At 56.0% G+C, this 18456-nt stretch carries 13 protein-coding genes; 4 read left to right on the top strand and 9 right to left on the bottom strand.

What is annotated here, in order from left to right; genetic code table 11:
- Window positions 1-51 precede the first annotated feature (51 nt).
- From D0544_RS06015 to D0544_RS05990, 6 genes are all read right to left on the bottom strand, one after another.
- On the bottom strand, window positions 52-510 hold the full coding sequence (locus D0544_RS06015) for a DUF6586 family protein (protein ID WP_125015086.1): 459 nt from the start codon (window positions 508-510) through the stop codon (window positions 52-54).
- The gene (gene topA, locus D0544_RS06010) at window positions 507-3149 is read right to left on the bottom strand and encodes a type I DNA topoisomerase (RefSeq protein WP_125015085.1); all 2643 of its coding nucleotides are present in this window, start codon (window positions 3147-3149) and stop codon (window positions 507-509) included. Before topA ends, D0544_RS06015 begins: the two co-directional genes overlap by 4 nt.
- A 143-nt stretch (window positions 3150-3292) precedes the next feature.
- Window positions 3293-3514, bottom strand: coding sequence for a DUF1653 domain-containing protein (locus D0544_RS06005; protein ID WP_125015084.1), 222 nt, complete (start codon window positions 3512-3514; stop codon window positions 3293-3295).
- Between the two features lie 58 nt (window positions 3515-3572).
- On the bottom strand, window positions 3573-4748 hold the full coding sequence (fadA, locus tag D0544_RS06000) for an acetyl-CoA C-acyltransferase FadA (RefSeq protein ID WP_125015083.1): 1176 nt from the start codon (window positions 4746-4748) through the stop codon (window positions 3573-3575).
- Window positions 4749-4779: 31 nt separating this feature from the next.
- On the bottom strand, window positions 4780-6930 hold the full coding sequence (fadB, locus tag D0544_RS05995; RefSeq protein ID WP_125015082.1) for a fatty acid oxidation complex subunit alpha FadB: 2151 nt from the start codon (window positions 6928-6930) through the stop codon (window positions 4780-4782).
- 356 nt (window positions 6931-7286) lie between these two features.
- On the bottom strand, window positions 7287-7778 hold the full coding sequence (locus D0544_RS05990) for a hypothetical protein (protein ID WP_125015081.1): 492 nt from the start codon (window positions 7776-7778) through the stop codon (window positions 7287-7289).
- Between the two features lie 57 nt (window positions 7779-7835).
- On the opposite strand from D0544_RS05990, the gene D0544_RS05985 reads away from it, so the two are divergent.
- The gene (locus D0544_RS05985) at window positions 7836-8270 is read left to right on the top strand and encodes a universal stress protein (RefSeq protein ID WP_125015080.1); all 435 of its coding nucleotides are present in this window, start codon (window positions 7836-7838) and stop codon (window positions 8268-8270) included.
- Window positions 8271-8388: 118 nt separating this feature from the next.
- Here D0544_RS05985 and D0544_RS05980 read toward each other — a convergent pair whose 3' ends face one another.
- Together D0544_RS05980 and D0544_RS05975 are read right to left on the bottom strand one after the other, a co-directional pair.
- Window positions 8389-9078, bottom strand: coding sequence for a DUF6901 family protein (locus D0544_RS05980; protein ID WP_243647250.1), 690 nt, complete (start codon window positions 9076-9078; stop codon window positions 8389-8391).
- A complete protein-coding gene (locus D0544_RS05975) occupies window positions 9071-11017 on the bottom strand; it encodes an ATP-binding cassette domain-containing protein (protein ID WP_125015079.1) in 1947 nt (648 codons plus the stop codon). The genes D0544_RS05980 and D0544_RS05975 overlap by 8 nt, the downstream gene beginning before the upstream one ends.
- A 260-nt stretch (window positions 11018-11277) precedes the next feature.
- Here D0544_RS05975 and D0544_RS05970 point away from each other — a divergent pair, with 260 nt between their 5' ends.
- A complete protein-coding gene (locus tag D0544_RS05970; protein ID WP_125015078.1) occupies window positions 11278-13230 on the top strand; it encodes a transglycosylase SLT domain-containing protein in 1953 nt (650 codons plus the stop codon).
- On the opposite strand, the gene D0544_RS05965 is transcribed toward D0544_RS05970, so the two are convergent.
- Window positions 13223-14014, bottom strand: coding sequence for an MOSC domain-containing protein (locus tag D0544_RS05965; RefSeq protein ID WP_125015077.1), 792 nt, complete (start codon window positions 14012-14014; stop codon window positions 13223-13225). The two genes, D0544_RS05970 and D0544_RS05965, sit on opposite strands and share 8 nt — an antisense overlap.
- Before the next feature lie 210 nt (window positions 14015-14224).
- Here D0544_RS05965 and D0544_RS05960 point away from each other — a divergent pair, with 210 nt between their 5' ends.
- Together D0544_RS05960 and D0544_RS05955 are read left to right on the top strand one after the other, a co-directional pair.
- Entirely contained in the window at window positions 14225-15313 is a 1089-nt protein-coding gene (locus tag D0544_RS05960) for an efflux RND transporter periplasmic adaptor subunit (RefSeq protein WP_125015076.1), read from the top strand.
- Between the two features lie 3 nt (window positions 15314-15316).
- Complete coding sequence (locus tag D0544_RS05955; protein ID WP_125015075.1) at window positions 15317-18352, top strand: MexW/MexI family multidrug efflux RND transporter permease subunit; 3036 nt, start codon at window positions 15317-15319, stop codon at window positions 18350-18352.
- The last annotated feature ends 104 nt before the right edge of the window (window positions 18353-18456 follow it).

Here is an 18456-nt window from a genome sequence, read left to right as displayed (position 1 = left end):
TTGAGTGGACGACTAGTCTATCACTTTCCGCCCCTCACCACTACAGCGCCACTACCAGTGTGCCGAGGATTCCCTCAAGCGAGCTGCCAGCTGGCTGAGGTGGCGATGCCAGTCACGGCACTGTTCCGCATCCAGACCTCCACCGACCGCGATAGTGAGAGCACCACTGGCCGTATCCTCGTAGCGGACACGGGCATGAAGCATCTGGGATAGCCAACCCCGGGGGGCTTGTGCCAGAGACAGCAGCTCCATCAGCTCTGGACTGGTTTGACCTTGCGCGGCCAGCTCAGCGCATACCTGTTCAAGTTGTGCGCACTCCCCCCGATACCCGCAGCCCGCTGCCAGTTCTGCGCAGAGGGCGTTAAAGGCCCTGTTTAGCAGACACAAAAGCGCTTCAGCAAAGGCATTACCGAGCGGGGACCCCGACTTCAAATCAAGCGATGACCACTGCTCCAGCATCAGCCACACCTGATGCAGCGAGCGGTTGGTCACCTTGGTGGAATCACTCACGATTTACTTTTCCGCGGAGCGCCCTCTTCGACCCACACCCCGCCTTTAAAGGTCGCACGCCAGCCGGATGCCCTGCCCTTGACCTCGCTCATGACATATTGCTCCTTGGTTTTTCGGCTGTAACGGATAATGGCCGGGTTGCCATCGGGGTCTTGCCGCGGAGCATCGAGCAGGAAATGGTATTTCGGATCAAGTTCAGCCTGGTGCGGGAGCAGCTCAGCCACCAGGGGGGCGCGAGTTTCCCGGTTTTTAGGGAACTGGCTGGCTGCCAGAAACAGGCCCGCGGCCCCATCACGCAATACATAGGTATCCTCGACCTTTTCGCAGGCCAGCTCAGGCATGGGTATCGGGTCCATTTTGGGCGGAGCCGCTTCACCGCTGCGCAATAGCTTGCGGGTGTTCTTGCACTCCGGTCCGGTGCAGCCAAAATACTTGCCGAAACGCCCGGTCTTCAATTCCATTTGGGCGCCGCACTTATCGCACTCAAGGACTGGCCCTTCGTATCCCTTTATCTTGTACTGCCCCTGCTCGACCTCATAACCCGCACAGTCAGGGTTATTTCCACAGACGTGAAGCTTCCGGCTCTCATCAATCAGGTAGCTTTCCATTGCGGTACCGCACAGGGTACAGCGGTGCTTTGCACGCAACGCTTTAACCTCAGCCTCGTCGTCGTCAAGGGCGATGACCTCTTCTCCGGGGATCAGGTTAACCGTATTTTTGCAGCGCTCCTTGGGAGGCAATGCGTATCCCGAACAGCCCAAAAAGACCCCCGTGCTCGCGGTCCTGATCTGCATGGGACGGCCGCAGTCACTGCAGGGAATATCGGTCGGCGTGGGCTGGTTTGAGCGCATTCCCTGGTCGCTATTCTCTGCTTCGACCAGGCGTTCACTGAAATTCCGATAAAAATCGTCAAGTAGGGCTTTCCAGTCAAACTGCCCTTCAGCTACCTCATCAAGGCCCTCCTCCATGCGCGCGGTAAAGCCATAGTCGAGCAGGTCCGTGAAGGATTCGGTAAGGCGGTCAGTAACAATGTCTCCCATCTTTTCAGCGTAAAAGCGCTTCTGCTTGATGGAGGCATAACCCCGATCCTGAATAGTGGAAATAATGGAGGCATAGGTGGAGGGGCGTCCGATCCCCCGTTTTTCCAATTCGCGAACCAATGCGGCCTCGCTGAAGCGGGCCGGTGGTTTGGTATAGTGTTGTGCGGGATTGAGCTGCCGAAGGCTAAGGCCCTCTCCCTGGCTAAGCTTTGGAAGGATCACATCCTCCCCCTTTTTACCGGCCGTAGGCAGAATACGGGTGTAGCCATCAAACAGGAGCACGCGCCCCTTGGTCCGCAACTCGTAGTCACCGGCTGCCACGACAACACTGGTACTCAGGTATCGCGCAGGGTTGGTCTGGCAGGCGACGAACTGTCGCCAGATCAGATCGTAAAGCCGTGCCGCATCGGGCTCCACCTCCTTTAGCATAGAGGCTTGCGTGGTGACGGATGAGGGACGGATCGCCTCATGCGCCTCCTGTGCCCCCTCTTTGCTGCTATAGCGCACCGGTTGATCAGGTAAGTACTCGGCCCCATATTCACTCGCTATAAAGTCACGACAGGCCGACACAGCCTCTTCACTGAGGTTGGTCGAGTCGGTACGCATATAGGTGATGTGACCCGCCTCATAGAGACGCTGGGCCAGCATCATGGTTTTTTTCACGCTAAAGCCCAGGCGCGTACTGGCCGCCTGCTGCAAAGTGGAGGTAATGAAGGGCGGATTGGGTTTGGTTGAGGTGGGCTTTTCTTCCACCCGTGAAACCTCGTAGTGGGCATCTTTGAGGATTGCCAGCGCCTGATCGGTTTGCTCTTTACTGGTCGGCCTGAACCCTGAACCCTGGTGCTTGCTAACGTCAAGCTTGAGCGCTGCGCCAGCCTGAGTGGTACAGTCAGCATCTACCTCCCAAAACTCCTCCGGTACAAAAGCACGAATTTCACGCTCACGTTCAACCACCAGTTTGACGGCTACCGACTGCACTCGCCCTGCTGACAAGCCACGGGCAATTTTTGCCCACAGCAGTGGAGAAACCATATAACCCACTACCCGGTCCAGAAAGCGGCGAGCCTGCTGGGCATTGACGCGATTCATGTCGAGCGTGGAGGGCTCTTCGAAGGCCTCCTGTATGGCCTTTTTGGTAATTTCGTTGAAGACAACGCGGCGATACTTGCTTTCATCCCCACCAATCGCTTCACGCAGGTGCCAGGCAATCGCCTCCCCCTCGCGATCCAAATCGGTCGCGAGATAGATCTGGTCAGCATCTTTGGCCAGTCGACGCAGCTCGTCGACAACCTTCTCCTTGCCGGGCAGGACCTGGTAGTTGGCGGTCCAGCCATGCTCAGGATCCACCCCCATTCGGGCAATCAGCTGCTCACGCGCCTTTTTCTGCTTGTGCTCAGCCTTTGCCTCCGGGCTGAGTTTACGTGTTATCGCGGCCGACTTGGCACGCGCCTTGGCATCCACCGGTTTGCGCGCGCCACCACTGGTGGGGAGATCTCGAATATGGCCCACGCTGGACTTCACAATAAAATTCCGACCAAGGTATTTATTGATGGTTTTGGCTTTCGCGGGAGACTCGACGATAACTAATGATTTACCCATAGAATCCTGACTTCATGGCTAATGGAATGTGCCACCCTATCCGATAGCACCTAAATACTGCTTTTTTAGCAAAGTTGCGACATATATAAGGGCAGACTTTGCAGGGGTCAAGAAGAAAGCCCCTTCACATGACAATGAAAATGTTAGGGTTTTTCCCTGATCCAGGTGAAGCGAAGGCAAGAATGCCCCTCACTCACCACCTCGGAAGTAAACATATCCAGAGGCCGAACCCAGAGCTCCCGGTCCCCATAGAGTGGCTGGTAGAGCACCAGATACTCCTCGGTTTCAGAGTGGCGGGCAACGCCGTGAACCAGGTATTCATTACCTTTGTAATGGCGATAGACGCCGAGCTTTAAATCTTTCATTTTTTAGCCTGCAAATAAAAAGCCGGAGACAAGCTCCGGCTTTTTACTGGGTGACGGTTTAGACGCGTTCGAAAACAGTCGTAATCCCTTGCCCAAGACCGATGCACATGGTGGAGACGCCGATGCGACCACCATTTTGCTTCATGACGTTCAGGAGCGTACCCGAAATACGGGCTCCGGAGCAACCAAAGGGGTGACCCAGTGCGATAGCGCCGCCGTTCAGGTTTACCTTCTCCTCCATCTTGTCGAGCACTTTGAGGTCCTTGAGTACAGGCAGGGCCTGAGCAGCAAAGGCTTCATTGAGCTCGATGTGATCGACGTCGGAGATCTCAAGACCGGCTCGCTTGAGCGCTTTCTGGGTCGCCGGCACAGGACCATAACCCATGATCGCCGGATCCACACCAGCAACCGCCATAGAACGGATAACCGCCATCGGCTCAAGACCAAGGTCCTTAGCACGCTGAGCAGACATAACGATCATGCAGGATGCACCATCGGTAATCTGGGAGGAGCTACCGGCAGTCACCGTACCCCCTTTGGGGTTGAAAACCGGCCGCAACTGAGACAGCGACTCAACGGTGGTTTCGGGACGAATGGTTTCATCCTCGGTGAAGAGGCAGAGATTACCCGCCGCATCATGTCCCTGCATGGGGATGATCTCGTCGCGGAAGCGACCCTCAACGGTGGCCTGGTGGGCGCGCTGGTGGGAGCGTGCGGCGAACTGGTCCTGGGCCTCACGGGTAATTCCGTGCATCTTGCCCAGCATCTCAGCGGTCAGGCCCATCATGCCCGAAGCCTTGGCCGCATGGACGCTCAGCTGTGGGTTGGGGTCAACACCGTGCATCATGGAAACATGTCCCATGTGCTCCACACCGCCGATGACAAATACATCACCGTTGCCGGTCATGATCGCCTGGGCAGCAGTGTGCAGGGCAGACATGGAGGATCCACACAGGCGGCTGACCGTTTGGCCACAGGAGGTATGGGGGATTGGGGTCATCAACGATGCCATACGGGCGATGTTCCAACCCTGCTCCAGGGTCTGGTTCACGCACCCCCAGATCACATCCTCTACCTCGGCCGGATTAACGGCAGGGTTACGGGCCAGCAGGCCGGTAATCAGGTCTGCGGAAAGGTTTTCAGCACGCACATTGCGATACATGCCGCCCTTGGAGCGCCCCATCGGGGTGCGTCCGTAATCGACGATTACAACGTCTCTAGGATTTAAACTCATAGCTTGTTTCTCGCTTTAGATTCGGTGCTGATTAGTTGCCAAAGAAGGTTTTGCCGGCTGCCGCCATCTCGCGAAGTCCCTCGGTGGGGTGGTAAAGCGCGCCCAGGTGAGCGTACTTGTCCGCCAGCGCACAGAACTCGGCTACACCCATGGAGTCGATGTACTTAAGCGCGCCGCCACGGAAGGGAGGGAAGCCAATCCCCATGATCAGGGCCATATCCGCATCAGCAGCTGACTCCACGATATTGTCCTCAAGGCAGCGAACCGTCTCGAGACACAGTGGAATCATCATCCGCGCGATAATCTCCTCCTCGCTGAACTCAACACGCTCTGCACAGACGGGCTTCAGAAGCTCGTAGGTCGCTTCATCGACTACTTTCTTCGGCTTGCCAGACTTGTCCGCTTCGTACTTGTAGAAGCCTGCGCTGGTTTTCTGTCCGTAACGCTTGTTCTCGAACAGCACGTCACCCACACTCTTGAAGTCGCGAGCCATGCGCTCGGGGAAGCCTTCCGCCATCACAGACTCGGCGTGTTGCCCGGTATCGATACCGACCACGTCCATCAGGTAGGCTGGACCCATCGGCCATCCAAAACGCTCCATTACCTTGTCAACCTGCTGGAAGTCAGCGCCATCGCGCATCAGGCCGCCAAAGCCGCCAAAGTAGGGGAACAGAACCCGATTCACCATAAAGCCGGGGCAGTCGTTAACCACTACCGGAGTTTTACCCATCTTCTTGGCGTAGTTCACTACAGTGGCGATGGTCTCGTCGCTGGTCTTTTCGCCGCGAATAACCTCAACCAGGGGCATCATGTGCACCGGGTTAAAGAAGTGCATGCCGCAGAAATTCTCAGGGCGCTTGAGAGCCTTGGCCAGTTCGTTGATAGAGATGGTGGAGGTGTTGGAGGTCAGGAACTTATCTTCCCCGATATGCTCCTCACACTCGGCCAGCACCGCTTTTTTAACATTTACATTTTCAACAACCGCCTCAACCACAACGTCAACGGTGTTGAAGTCGCCGTAGTTCATGGTCGGCACGATGTTGTTGAGCACGGTGGCCATTTTTTCGGGGGTGATGCGCTTGCGACCCAGCTGCTTAACGAGCAGCTTTGAGGCTTCGCTCAAACCCAGATCTATACCGGCCTGGGCAATATCCTTCATAAGGATGGGGGTGCCTTTGAGAGCGCTCTGGTAGGCAATACCGCCCCCCATAATGCCCGCTCCCAGTACGGCTGCACGCTCGACCTTGGCGGACTGCTTCTCGTATTGCTTGGCCTTCTTCTTCAACACCTGGTCGTTCAGGAACAGGCCGATCAGGCTTGAGGCGACATCGGTTTTCGCCAGCTTGGCAAACCCCTTGGCCTCAACTTCCAGCGCTTTGTCACGACCCATACCGGCCGCTTTCTGGATGGTCTTAACCGCTTCAACCGGTGCGGGATAATGAGGACCCGCCTGACCCGCGATAAAGCCCTTGGCACTTTCAAAGGCCATCATGCTTTCGATCGGGTTCAGTTTGAGCTTCTCAAGTTTGGGCAGGCGCTTGGCCTTGTAGTCCAGCTCTCCGTTCAGGCAGCGCTGAATCAGAGCAAGGGCTGAATCACGCAGTTGCTCCGGCGCTACAACCGCATCAACCGCACCGACCTTGAGGGCCGCATCCGGACGCTGCTCTTTGCCGCTGGCGATCCACTCGATAGCGTTGTCCGTACCGATCAGGCGAGGCAGGCGCACGGTACCGCCGAAGCCGGGATAAATACCCAGCTTAACTTCAGGCAGACCTACGGTAGCAGAGGAGGAGATCACCCGATAATCAGCCGCCAGGCACATCTCAAAGCCGCCACCGAGGGCAATGCCATTGATCGCTGCAACGGTGGGGAACTCCAGGTCTTCGAACGCGCTGAAGATCTCATTGGCGGCCAGGTTGCCCTGTACCAGCTCCTCTTCGGGCTTGCTGAAATTCGATAGAAACTCGGTGATATCCGCACCAACGATAAAAACGTCCTTGGCGCTGGTGACAATCAAACCTTTGACCGAGTTGTCGGCTTTGAGCGCTGCAACGGCATCTTTCAGCTCGCTCAGAGTCAACTCATTAAATTTATTAACGGATTCGCCCTGCAGGTCAAAATTGAGCTCTGCTACGCCATTTTCAACCGGCTTCACCGTGATGGCTTTACCTTCGTAAATCATCAACTGATCTCCACACTAGAGTTAAGGCAAGTTATTTTGTGCTGTCTGTTGGGTTGCTTGCCGGCCACCCAACCCGGGACATCTCTTTACCCTCTCAGGGCTGACAGCGATCGAGGCTAATGACAAGCCCTTATTGTTCGCCAATACAACACACTTTTCATACAAGCGTTTGAATTGAGAGGGCCACCTTCTTTGAATTGAGCCATTTTGTCAATAGCGCATTTTAGGGGCACCCTGCCATCCATGACAGGACAATTCCTAACCAAGGGCAAATTACCAATATTCTTTTATATAGATATCAGAGAGATACAAAGCTTTTGCGAGAAGAATATAACGATGCGATCCTCGACGTCAGGTTACCGCTCCAGCTCCACCAAGGGTAAAGTCAACAACCGCGATAGACCATTATAGATCCGCTCAATATCATCCAGGTCACCTTTCTCCTGCCACTCAATAGCCACTGCACCGGGACCTACCAGCACACCAAAAACATCAGCAGGAAACCCAGCCAACACCGCTTCAAAGGGGGCTAAGAACTCATCCATAAAAGCCCCCGACACCGTCCAGCCGGGAATCTGTCCCTCCTCTTCCGGAATTCTCAGTAGCTTCAGCACGGTCGCCCCCTCAAGGGGCTGCGGCCTGGGCTGAATGTATTGCATATAGGCAACAGCACCATAGCCCCGGTCCAGTCCCCGCGGTAGCTCCTTCGTCTTGTATTGCAGCTGCAGGCCCAGCTGTTTTGCCCGCGCGCGCATGGCTGCCTGTTTTTTATCCCTGCGTGAGGGCATAACCCAGGTAATGGTACCCACCAGATAAAGCACCACTACTGCTATGATGAGATAAGTCATGATAATGTCGCACCTTATGGATTACACTGGGCTTACAGGACAGTTAAGGAGAAAAGGATGAGTCAGTATAAACATATTCTGGTAGCGGTCGACCTGACGGAGGATGCGGATCTGGTGCTGGAGAAAGCTCAGGAGATTGCCCGCAATAACGAGGCCAAGCTTACGCTGGTTCATGTTGTAGAGCCCCTTAGCGTTGCCTATGGTAGCGATATCCCGCTGGACCTCTCCTCCCTTCAGGAGGAGATCACCGAGCAGGCACGCCAAAAGATAGATAGCCTGGCCGAGTCCATTGACGTCAAGCGAGGCGAGCAGCATGTAGTCTATGGTCGCCCGGAGAAGGAGATCCACCGCATGGCCGAGGAGTTTGATGTCGACTTGATTGTGGTCGGCAGCCACGGCCGGCACGGTCTGGCCTTGATCCTGGGCTCCACCTCTACCAGCATACTGCACGGTGCCAGCTGTGACGTATTGGCGGTTCGCGTCGGAGACTAGACCTCAGGCCCCCACACCTCATGAGGGGCAAGCTTATCCTGCATACTCAGCGGGAGTAAACGAACAGGGCTCGGCAATGCCGGGCCCTGTTCCGTTGTGCGGCTGCCAACGATCAGTACTACCCAAACTCCCGTTTGAGCTTTTGCAGTTGGGTTTCCAGGGAGTAGGAAACGCTTGACGAGAGGGTAAAGAAACTCAGCAGCGCTTTCAGGTTGGAGTCTTCACCACAGGCGGAGTGAATTCGTTGCCAGAACGCCTGGTTCACCAGCTGCAGCGACTTATTGTTCTCCACCAGTCCCTTTAGCTCCCAATCGGGCTGCCCCCCCTCCCGGTAGATGAAGTACTGCTGGGTCAGATAGATAGAAACCGAACGAAGGATAAACTCATCCATGGTGGTAAATGGCAGGTGATGCCGTGCCATGGGTTTAAGCTTTTTCAATATAGGACAGTTGCTTGAGGCCATGATCAGCCCCATCAGCGCCCGGAGGCCCTCCTCCAGGCCGACCAGTTTCATATACTCACGCTCAGCACTGACAACGGTTACTGAGGCCTTTTTCATGGCAGGAAGATCCTTGAAGTCGTCTATCACCTGCCTCAGGTCGAGTGCTGTCGGACAGTGGCTGTGCTCAGCCGGGTTTAGCGGGCAGTTGACACAGCGACAGTGGCTTAACTGGGTCCATTCCGGCTCAAAGGTGAGATCCCGGTCAGGGTCCTCGGTACGATCCACTTCGATGTCATAGTGCAACTCGAGGTTATGTTCGAGCTTGAACGTGTACTCTATGTGCATACCTGCCTCTTCCTTATTCATCAGCTTCGCCGGAAACCATGGCTTCTAGCTCCGCCCAGCGATCAATCTTCTCTTCCAGTAGCGCCTCAACCGCCGTCAGGCGGGCAAGCGTCTCCTCCACCACGGCCCGCTCCTGCTGATAAAAACTGTTGTCGGCACTCCGGTTCTGAAGTGATTCGAGCTCCGCCTCCAACCCCTCTATCTCCTGGGGTAACAGGTCAAGCTCTCGCTGCAGCTTGTAGCTCAGCTTGGCGCGAGGCTTCGACCGAGTCTTGCCGGCCTCGGTTTCAGCAGCGATATTGGCATGATTGCCGTTTTTTTCATTGTCGGCGGTCAGCTCAGGCGGGCTTTCCGGTAATAGTTTGTTCAGTGCCCCCCCCTGGTTGAGCCAATCGGAAAAGCCGCCCACATACTCGCGGATTCGCCCATCGCCTTCAAAGACCACCGAGCTGCTGACAACACTATCAAGGAAAGAGCGGTCATGACTGACCAGTAGCACCGTGCCAGAAAACTCCACCAACAGTGATTCCAGCAGCTCCAGAGACTCCACATCAAGATCGTTGGTCGGCTCGTCAAGCACCAGCAGGTTAGCGGGCTTACTGAAGAGTTTGGCCAGCAGTAGTCGGTTTCGCTCCCCGCCCGACAGCGCCTTGACCGGAGTACGGGCCCGCCGGGCTGAAAAGAGGAAATCCCCCAGATAGCTGATCACGTGCCGATCTCGCCCGTTAATGCTAATCGAGTCGCGCCCCCCGGCAACGTTGTCTATAACGCTTTTTTCAGGATCAAGCTGGGATCTGAGCTGGTCAAAGTAGGCAACCTCCAGCTTGGTTCCCAGCTCAACACTCCCCTGATCCGGCTCCAGCTGGCCAAGCAAAAGCTTCAACAGGGTGCTTTTACCACAGCCATTGGCGCCAATCAGCCCTACCTTGTCACCCCGCATTACAGTGAGGCTAAGGTCGGCAATCACCCGGCGGTCACCGAAGCCCAGGCTCACATGTTTAAGCTCCGCAACCAGCTTGCCTGATCGCTCTGCGCGATCCAGGGTGAAATTCGCCTGCCCCTGCCGCTCCCGGCGCTGCGCCCGCTCTCGCCGCATCGCCTCCAGTGCTCGCACCCTGCCCTCATTTCGGGTTCTGCGAGCTTTTATTCCCTGTCGAATCCACACCTCCTCCTGGGCAAGTTTTTTATCAAACTCCTCGTTGTGACGCTCCTCGACCTCCAGCAGGTGGGTCTTGTGCTCCTGAAAGCTGGCGTAATCGCCCTTCCATTCTGTGGTCAGCCCACGATCCAGTTCGACAATACGGGTCGCCAGACTTTGGAGGAACGCCCTATCGTGGGTGATAAAGAGAATCGCCCCGGTAAACTCGAGCAACTGCTCCTCCAGCCACTTGATCATGAGTATATCCAGATGGTTGGTGGGCTCGTCCAGCAACAGCAGGTCGGGACCGGAAACCAGGGCCTGGGCAAGAATCACCCGCCTCCGCCACCCCCCTGACAGCTCGCCCATTGGCTTGTCCGCCGGCAGGGAGAGGCGCTGGATGATCCGTTCAATCCGCTGGTTAAACTCCCAGCCATCACGAGACTCAAGCTCATGTTGCACCGCCTCGAGCTCTGCCATCTTTGAGGGGTTATCGGCCACATCCATTACAAGGTGATGGTAGCGCGCCAGCAGGCTACCCACTTCCGGGAGCCCCGCAGCGATGACATCAAACACCAGCTGCTCATCGGCATCCGGCAACTCCTGGGGCAACTGGGAGATCTTAAGCCCCGGGCGACGCCAGATACTTCCGCTATCGGGAGCAATGGACCCTTCAACGAGGCGCAGGAAGGTGGATTTTCCAGCACCGTTACGGCCAATCAGACAAACGCGCTCGCCTCGATAGATGGAAAAATCAACCCCATCGAGTAAAGGGGTATCACCATAAGCGGCACTGACGCCGTCAAAACGAAGGAGGGGCATGGGTAAACTCAGCATTGATTCATCGGGGGCGAAATTCTACACCCTGGCAAGGGGTAAAACGAAGTCCGGCAGATTCATACCGGCAAAGGCTGATGCCCGGACACAGAGCTGAGCCCATAGCTACTTATCAGCATGGCGGTATCCCCTGTATGCTGTTTAGTATGTAAAAATCTAAACACCCGCTTTAATAGACAGCTTTTCGGCGTAAATACCATTAATCTTAACGCTAGGATATTCACCACTAAGGGCGCGCTGTATTTATGGTAAAAATCCACTTACTACTCCTGTTCGCAATCACGCTATTGAGTGGCACTGCACTGGCCAACATCAATATCGATGTCGGCCAGTACGACCAGGAGCGAAAACTCTATGCGCAAGCCCTTAACGCCCTGGCCAAAGGAGAGATCGGGCACTACCACCGATTGCGTAAGCAGCTCACACAATACCCTCTCTATCCCTACTTGCTGCATCGCGACCTGATGCGGCGACTTTACACCCTCCCCAACGAGGAGATAGCCGCCTTTATTCGGCGTTATCCTGAACTGCCAATCACCAGAAAGCTGCACCAGCGCTGGCTTGAAAAGTTAGCCGAGGGGCGCCACTGGGCCACTTTTGAAGCCAACTATGAGGCCACCGTCAGCAATGCCAGTATTAAGTGCTTCCTTTATCGTGCGGCACTCTCCCGTGGGGATACGGCCAGGGCCTGGGCGGGAGCCAAAGCACTCTGGGTGACCGGGCAATCCCGCCCTGACAGCTGCGACCCCCTGTTTATGGCCTGGCACCAGAGCGGTGAAATGACAACCGAGCTTGTCTGGGACCGTATCACGCTGGCTTACGAGCAGCGCAACGCCAGGCTCGGGCGTTACCTGATTCGCTACTTGCCTGAGGATGAGCAAGCCCTGGGGCAACTCTTCAGGAGCGTCTATCGTCGGCCTGAACAGCTTTCGGACACCCGCCGTTTTTCACCCTCCGGGGAACGCTTTGGGGATATCATTTATATAGGCCTGCACCGGCTTGCTTATCGGGAGCCACTGCAAGCCCTCGAGCTTTGGAATCAATATCAACAGCAGCGCCGATTTGACCCTGACCGCCAGCGCACCCTTGACGGTCGCATCTCACTCTATCTGCTCAAGCAGTTTAATGGTCAACAGTTACCCTGGGTCGAGCAAGTGACCCATTCGGGCGAGCACCCCAGCCTGGTGGAGTGGCGGATTCGTCTTGCACTGCGCGAGCAGGACTGGGGAGGCGTGCTCGACTGGATTGGACTGCTACCCATCGAAGCCGCTCAACATCCTCGCTGGCAATACTGGAAGATACGTGCACAGGAAATGCTGGAGCCCCTCCCCGCTCCCGGGTATTTCATGCAGGAGTACCAGCAACAGGCTAAAAAACGAGGCTATTATGGCTTTTTGGCTGCCACCCGGATCGGTGATAACTATTCCATCACGGACCTGCCCGCCACCACCGAAACACCTCTGCTAAGTGCCGTATCCGCCCTGCCGGCCATCCAGCGCGCCTATGAGCTGTATCTGTTGCGCGACCTTCCCGCTGCGCGCCGGGAGTGGCGATACCTGTCGGAGCAACTCAGCCAGACGGAGCTGATTGCAGCAGCCCGTATAGCCAACGACTGGCAATGGTTTAACCAGGCCATACGAAGCGCCATCAGCGCTCAGCAGTGGGACGATCTGGAGCTGCGATTCCCGCTGGCATTCAAGGAAAATATCCTCAGGCAAAGCGAGCGCAACAATCTCGATAGCAGCTGGGTCTTTGCAGTGGCGCGACAGGAAAGTGCCTTTATGGAAGACGCACGCTCAAGTGCCGGTGCCCTGGGGCTATTGCAGCTGATGCCAAGCACTGCACGCCAAGTGGCCCGCCAGGCTAAATTTACCTACCACGGCAAACGGGACCTGTTGAATCCAGAGACCAATATCCAGCTGGGAAGCCGCTACCTGGCCCAACTGCTTGAGCAGTTCGGTGGCAACCGTGTACTGGCAACCGCCGCCTATAATGCCGGCCCCAGCCGGGTACGGCAGTGGCTCGCCAACACGGGCACCCTGCCTTTCGACATCTGGATTGAAACCATTCCTTTCGAGGAGACCCGCCAGTATGTGCAAAATGTACTGAGCTTCAGCCTGATCTACCGCGACAAGCTGGGGGCCAACCCGCAACTATTGACCATGGAGGAGATCAGCCACGATTACAGCCTTAACTGATCACCCGCACGGAATCCCCCAGGCTTAACCTGCCTTGATTTCGGTGGATCAGGTTCTGGCCAAACATAACCCCCCCACTCTGGCGCCGGTATTGACTCAGCGTGCGCAGGGGCTCACGCCCCCCGCTCCCGTCAAGGGGATTAACGGTCGTCATAATGCAGCGACTGCAGGGCTTCACAACTGAACAGCGGATACTTCCGATCTCGATCTCCCGCCAGCGGTCCTCTTCAAAAGGCACTTGGGTTGAGACCACAAGGTTGGGACGGAAACGGTCCATGCTAACAGGTCGCTCCAACCGGCCATTAAGATCCCTGAGGGACGCCTCACCGATCAACAGCAGGGGAAAGCCGTCGGCAAAGGAGGTCAGGACCCCCTCTTCGGCATAGTGGCGGTCAACCTGCCGACGGCAGTCCCCCTCCATATAGACCAGTCGACATGGAGTTTCCAAAAGTGTCTCCAGCCAGCCAGCTGCATCGTCACCCGCATCCAGTGCCGAAACCTCATCCCCCCAGACCACGACGGGCTTCCGGTCCATTCCTCGGGCAGGTACAGAGACCACCAACGGCCCATGCCCATCACTCTGGAGTGTGAGACCGCCGGCAAGGAGCTCAACCTCGACGGTGGCCAGCAGCGGAAACTTGCGAGCGGTGATGAAGCGACCCTGGGGGTCTACCACCATCCATCGTCGATCCCCGGAGAGTCCAAAAGGGTCTAACAAGGCCTGTTGCAGGGAGAGTTTTCTCGCCGATTTAAGGGGAAAAAGGTTAATCTGGGTCAGTTCCATTGTGTACTCCTCGGCCGGTTCATCACTGCCCAGCCCGCATTGATCCAAATCCTGCCAGTTCGCCACAGCAGTCCTAAGAGGTCAATAAAAGTCATTGTTCCCGCCCTATTCACAGCGCAAATACCTGAGACTTTCCATGGTTATCTAGCGTCTTCATTTCCGTTACACTGTCGCGGTCACCCCGATGATAGCCCCACCTAAGGACTGAACATGCTACCTCGACTCGCCATTATGGCGCTCTGTCTTACACTTGTATTTGGCGGAATATTTGGCTTTGAGCTTTTCAAGCAGAAGAAAACCGCTGAGTACCTCAAGTCCTTTACCCCACCCCCCGCCTCTGTGTCTGCAGAGCAGGCAACGGAGGAACGGTGGACGCCGACCCTCGGGGCGGTGGGCAGCCTGCTTTCGCTGCAAGGGGTTGAGATCTCCAGTGAGCAAAGCGGCATTGTCTCACGCATCCTCTTTCGCTCGGGACAAACCGTCAGCAAGGGTGAGCTACTTTTGCAGCTCGACGACAGTGTTGAGCAGGCCAACCTGAAGAGTTTCAGGGCGCAACTTAACCTGGCCGAGCTGGTGTTTGAGCGCGATAAGACCCTGCTGGCCCGCAAAGCGATCTCCCAGACCCGCTTCGACCAAAGCAAGGCAGAGCTTGACCAGGCGCAGGCACAGGTCCAGCAGACTCAGGCGATCATCCAACAAAAAAGCATTCGAGCTCCCTTTTCAGGCACCCTTGGTATTCGCAATGTTGAACTGGGTCAATTCCTCTCCAGTGGAACTGAAATCGTTACCTTACAGGCGGCCCAGAAGCTTTATATCGACTTCAACCTGCCCGAGCAGCACGTCCCCCTGCTGAGGCAGGGGCAACCGCTTGAGTTTCAAGTGGAGGCCTATCCCGACACTGTCTTTATTGGCCAGATCCAGGCCCTGGATGCCCGTATCGACAGCAGGACGCGCAACATACTGGTTCGAGCCATCGTGGATAACCCCGATAACCGTCTTACCCCCGGTATGTTTGCCGATATCAGCGTACAGACCGGCCAGCCACAAGCCGTTGTCACACTGCCCGAAACCGCCATCAGTTACTCCCTCTATGGCGATACGGTATTCAAGGTCAGTCACAACGAGCAGGGTAAACAGGTCGTACAACGCCAACCGGTCACGACCGGCAGAATCCGCAACAACCGTGTAGAGATCCTCGAGGGAGTCAAAGCTGGCGATCAGGTAGTGACCTCGGGACAGATCAAGCTCAATAGCGGCACAGAGGTCATGATTGTCGATGCCCCGGCGCAGGACCTCTAACTGATGACATTTACCGATCTTTATATCAAGCGGCCTGTATTGGCCTCCGTGATCAGTCTGCTCATCCTCTTGTTGGGTGTACAGGCCTTTCAAAACCTCAGTATTCGCCAGTACCCCGAGATAGAAAACTCGCTGATCACCATAACAACAGCCTATCCCGGTGCCAACGCCGACATCATCCAGGGCTTCATCACAACACCTGTTCAGCAGGCTATAGCCAGCGCTGAGGGGATTGACTACGTTACCTCCAGTAGCCAGCAGAGCCGCTCAACGGTCAGCGCCTACATCAAGCTGGGCTACAGTGCCAACGACGCCCTTAGTGAAATCCAGGCCAAGGTGGCTGAGGTCCAGAATGAGTTGCCCAGCGAGGCGGAAAAGCCGGTCATCTCCAAATCCTCCGCCCGAGGTTCTGCGCTGATGTACATCAGCTTTTTTAGCGAGGAGATGAGTAACGAGCAGGTCACCGATTACCTGGCACGGGTTGTCCAACCCAAGCTCTCCACCATTGACGGCGTGGCAGAAGCGGAACTGCTGGGCGAGAAGATCTTCGCTATGCGTATCTGGCTGAACCCGACCCGAATGGCGGCCTATAACGTAACCGCTAAAGAGGTTCGGGATGCCATTCGTCAAAATAACTTCCTGACAGCCGCGGGTGAAACCAAAGGCGCTTATGTAGCAACGGCGGTCAACGCCCTTACCGACCTCAAGGACAGCGAGAGTTTCTCCAACATTGTGATCAAGAATCAGGGCGACACCCTGATTCGAATGCGGGATATCGCTCGAGTGGAGCTGAATGCGGAGAACTTTGACAGCTACGTTGCATTTAACGGAATCAGCTCCGTCTATTTCGGTATCACCAGCACCCCCAGTGCCAACCCACTAGAGGTAATTGATCGAGTTCGAGATCGCTTCCCCGCTATCACGGCCCAGCTGCCCAGCGGACTGCAAGGTAGAATCGTCTACGACGCCACCGAGTTCATCCAGGCATCAATTGATGAAGTGGTCAAAACCCTGGCCGAGGCCAGCCTCATCGTGATCTTTGTTGTCTTTTTCTTCCTGGGCTCGATCCGCTCGGTGATTATTCCCGTCATCACCATTCCGCTCTCCATTGTCGGGGTGCTCTTTTTTATGCTGGCCATGGGCTATAGCATCAACCTTTTGACCCTGCTGGCGATGGTGCTGGCGGTTGGCCTGGTGGTTGATGACGCCATTGTGGTGGTAGAAAACATTCATCGTCACCTTGAAGAGGGGCTATCACCCTTCGATGCCTCGATAAAAGGCGCCCGCGAGATCGCCTTGCCCGTTATTTCCATGACCATCACCCTGGCGGCGGTCTATGCGCCGATCGGTTTTATGGGAGGACTGACAGGCAAACTCTTTTCCGAGTTCGCCTTTACGCTGGCGGGCGCCGTTCTCATCTCAGGGGTCATTGCCCTCACCCTGTCGCCGATGATGTGTGCCAAGCTCCTCCGCCACGACAGCAACAGCAGCGGATTGGCACACCGTCTGGATGTACTGTTTGAGAAACTCCGCCAGGGCTACCACCGCCAGCTTCACTCGGTATTGAACTACCGCCCCGTGACACTGCTGATGACCCTTGCCGTGCTGCTCAGCATCCCCTTTCTCTACCTCTTTACCAAGAGCGAGCTGGCTCCTACCGAGGACCAGAGCATTATTTTTATTTCGGCCAAGGCACCCAAATACGCCAATCTGGACTACCTCAACCGATACACCGAGGACTACCAGGCCATTTTTGAGAAGTTTCCGGAATTCTCACACAGCTTCCTGATCAACGGTTCTGGCTCGGTGCAGCAGTCGATTGCGGGTATGGCCCTAAAACCCTGGGACCAGCGCCAGCGCACCCAGATGGAACTACAGCCCCTGGTTCAGAAAGAGCTGAGTAAAATTCCGGGGCTACAGATCTTCTCATTCAACATGCCCTCCCTCCCCGGCGCCGGCGGTGGTATGCCGATCCAGTTCGTTGTAAACACTACGGCAGACTACCAAACCCTCTACCAGGTCTCCGAGCGCCTTACCCAGGAAGCCCGTAAAAGCGGCCTCTTTATGTTTGTCTCTAACGAGTTGCGTTTTGACAAGCCGGAAACCCAGGTTCTCATCGATCGGGACAAAGCGGCCCAACTCGGTATCAATATGCAGGATATTGGCGAAGCTTTTTCTCTCCTGTTGGGTGAGGCTCGGGTCAACCGTTTCTTTCTGGAGGGTCGCAGTTACAAAGTGATTCCGCAGGCAGAACGGGATATGCGTAACAGCCGTGACTGGCTTGAACACTATTACGTCAATACCGAGAGCGGGCAGAAGATTCCCCTCTCCACCCTGATCCGTGTCGAGTCCACGACCCGCCCCGGACAACTGAACCAGTTTCAGCAACTGAACTCCTCTCTGGTTCAGGGGGTTATGGCACCGGGCGTCACCATCGGTGATGCGCTCGAGTTTCTCAACGAGAAGTCAAAAGAGCTGTTCCCGGAGGGCTTTTCAAGCGATTACTCCGGCCTATCGCGGCAGTACGTTGAGGAGGGTAACAAGCTGTTCTACACCTTCCTGCTATCGTTGATGGTGATCTTTCTGGTGCTCGCAGCACAATTTGAAAGCTTCCGTGACCCGCTCGTTATTCTAATCACCGTCCCCCTCTCAATCTGCGGAGCGATGATTCCCCTGGCACTGGATTTCGCGACCTTCAATATCTACACCCAGGTGGGGCTGGTAACCCTGATCGGGCTGATTAGTAAGCACGGAATACTGATTGTGGAGTTTGCCAACAAGCTGCAGCAACAACGGGGGCTTTCACCCCGTGAGGCGGTCGAAGAGGCTGCCTCCATTCGTCTGCGGGCCGTATTGATGACCACTTTCGCCATGGTGCTGGGTGTCGTCCCCTTGCTACTGGCGACCGGTGCCGGTGCTGTCAGTCGCTTCGATATCGGCCTGGTACTGGCCACCGGTATGACGATCGGCACCTGCTTCACTCTTTACGTGGTGCCTACCATTTACACCCTGCTGGCGGCTCGTCACGCCAGGGCCTAAGGTAATACCGGGGTCAGACTGAACGGCCTGCCCCGGTAACCCATAAGTTGCCAAGCCCGTAGCGAGCGTTACAATGGAATAACCTTAGTTTTTTCAGGGCAAAT

Source organism: Aestuariirhabdus litorea (assembly GCF_003864255.1).
Lineage (GTDB): Bacteria > Pseudomonadota > Gammaproteobacteria > Pseudomonadales > Aestuariirhabdaceae > Aestuariirhabdus > Aestuariirhabdus litorea.
The sequence above is the reverse complement of the archived record's forward strand: the minus strand, read 5'-3'. Positions and strand labels throughout refer to the sequence as shown.

What these genes read in the sequence shown, in the direction of transcription:
- D0544_RS05985 (WP_125015080.1), top strand. Translation starts at nt 7,836, where the DNA reads ATGAGTCAGTATAAACATATTCTGGTAGCGGTCGACCTGACGGAGGAT.
- fadB (WP_125015082.1), bottom strand. Translation starts at nt 6,930, where the DNA reads ATGATTTACGAAGGTAAAGCCATCACGGTGAAGCCGGTTGAAAATGGC.
- D0544_RS05955 (WP_125015075.1), top strand. Translation starts at nt 15,317, where the DNA reads ATGACATTTACCGATCTTTATATCAAGCGGCCTGTATTGGCCTCCGTG.
- D0544_RS05960 (WP_125015076.1), top strand. Translation starts at nt 14,225, where the DNA reads ATGCTACCTCGACTCGCCATTATGGCGCTCTGTCTTACACTTGTATTT.
- D0544_RS05965 (WP_125015077.1), bottom strand. Translation starts at nt 14,014, where the DNA reads ATGGAACTGACCCAGATTAACCTTTTTCCCCTTAAATCGGCGAGAAAA.
- topA (WP_125015085.1), bottom strand. Translation starts at nt 3,149, where the DNA reads ATGGGTAAATCATTAGTTATCGTCGAGTCTCCCGCGAAAGCCAAAACC.
- fadA (WP_125015083.1), bottom strand. Translation starts at nt 4,748, where the DNA reads ATGAGTTTAAATCCTAGAGACGTTGTAATCGTCGATTACGGACGCACC.
- D0544_RS06005 (WP_125015084.1), bottom strand. Translation starts at nt 3,514, where the DNA reads ATGAAAGATTTAAAGCTCGGCGTCTATCGCCATTACAAAGGTAATGAA.
- D0544_RS05980 (WP_243647250.1), bottom strand. Translation starts at nt 9,078, where the DNA reads ATGAATAAGGAAGAGGCAGGTATGCACATAGAGTACACGTTCAAGCTC.
- D0544_RS05970 (WP_125015078.1), top strand. Translation starts at nt 11,278, where the DNA reads ATGGTAAAAATCCACTTACTACTCCTGTTCGCAATCACGCTATTGAGT.
- D0544_RS05975 (WP_125015079.1), bottom strand. Translation starts at nt 11,017, where the DNA reads ATGCCCCTCCTTCGTTTTGACGGCGTCAGTGCCGCTTATGGTGATACC.
- D0544_RS05990 (WP_125015081.1), bottom strand. Translation starts at nt 7,778, where the DNA reads ATGACTTATCTCATCATAGCAGTAGTGGTGCTTTATCTGGTGGGTACC.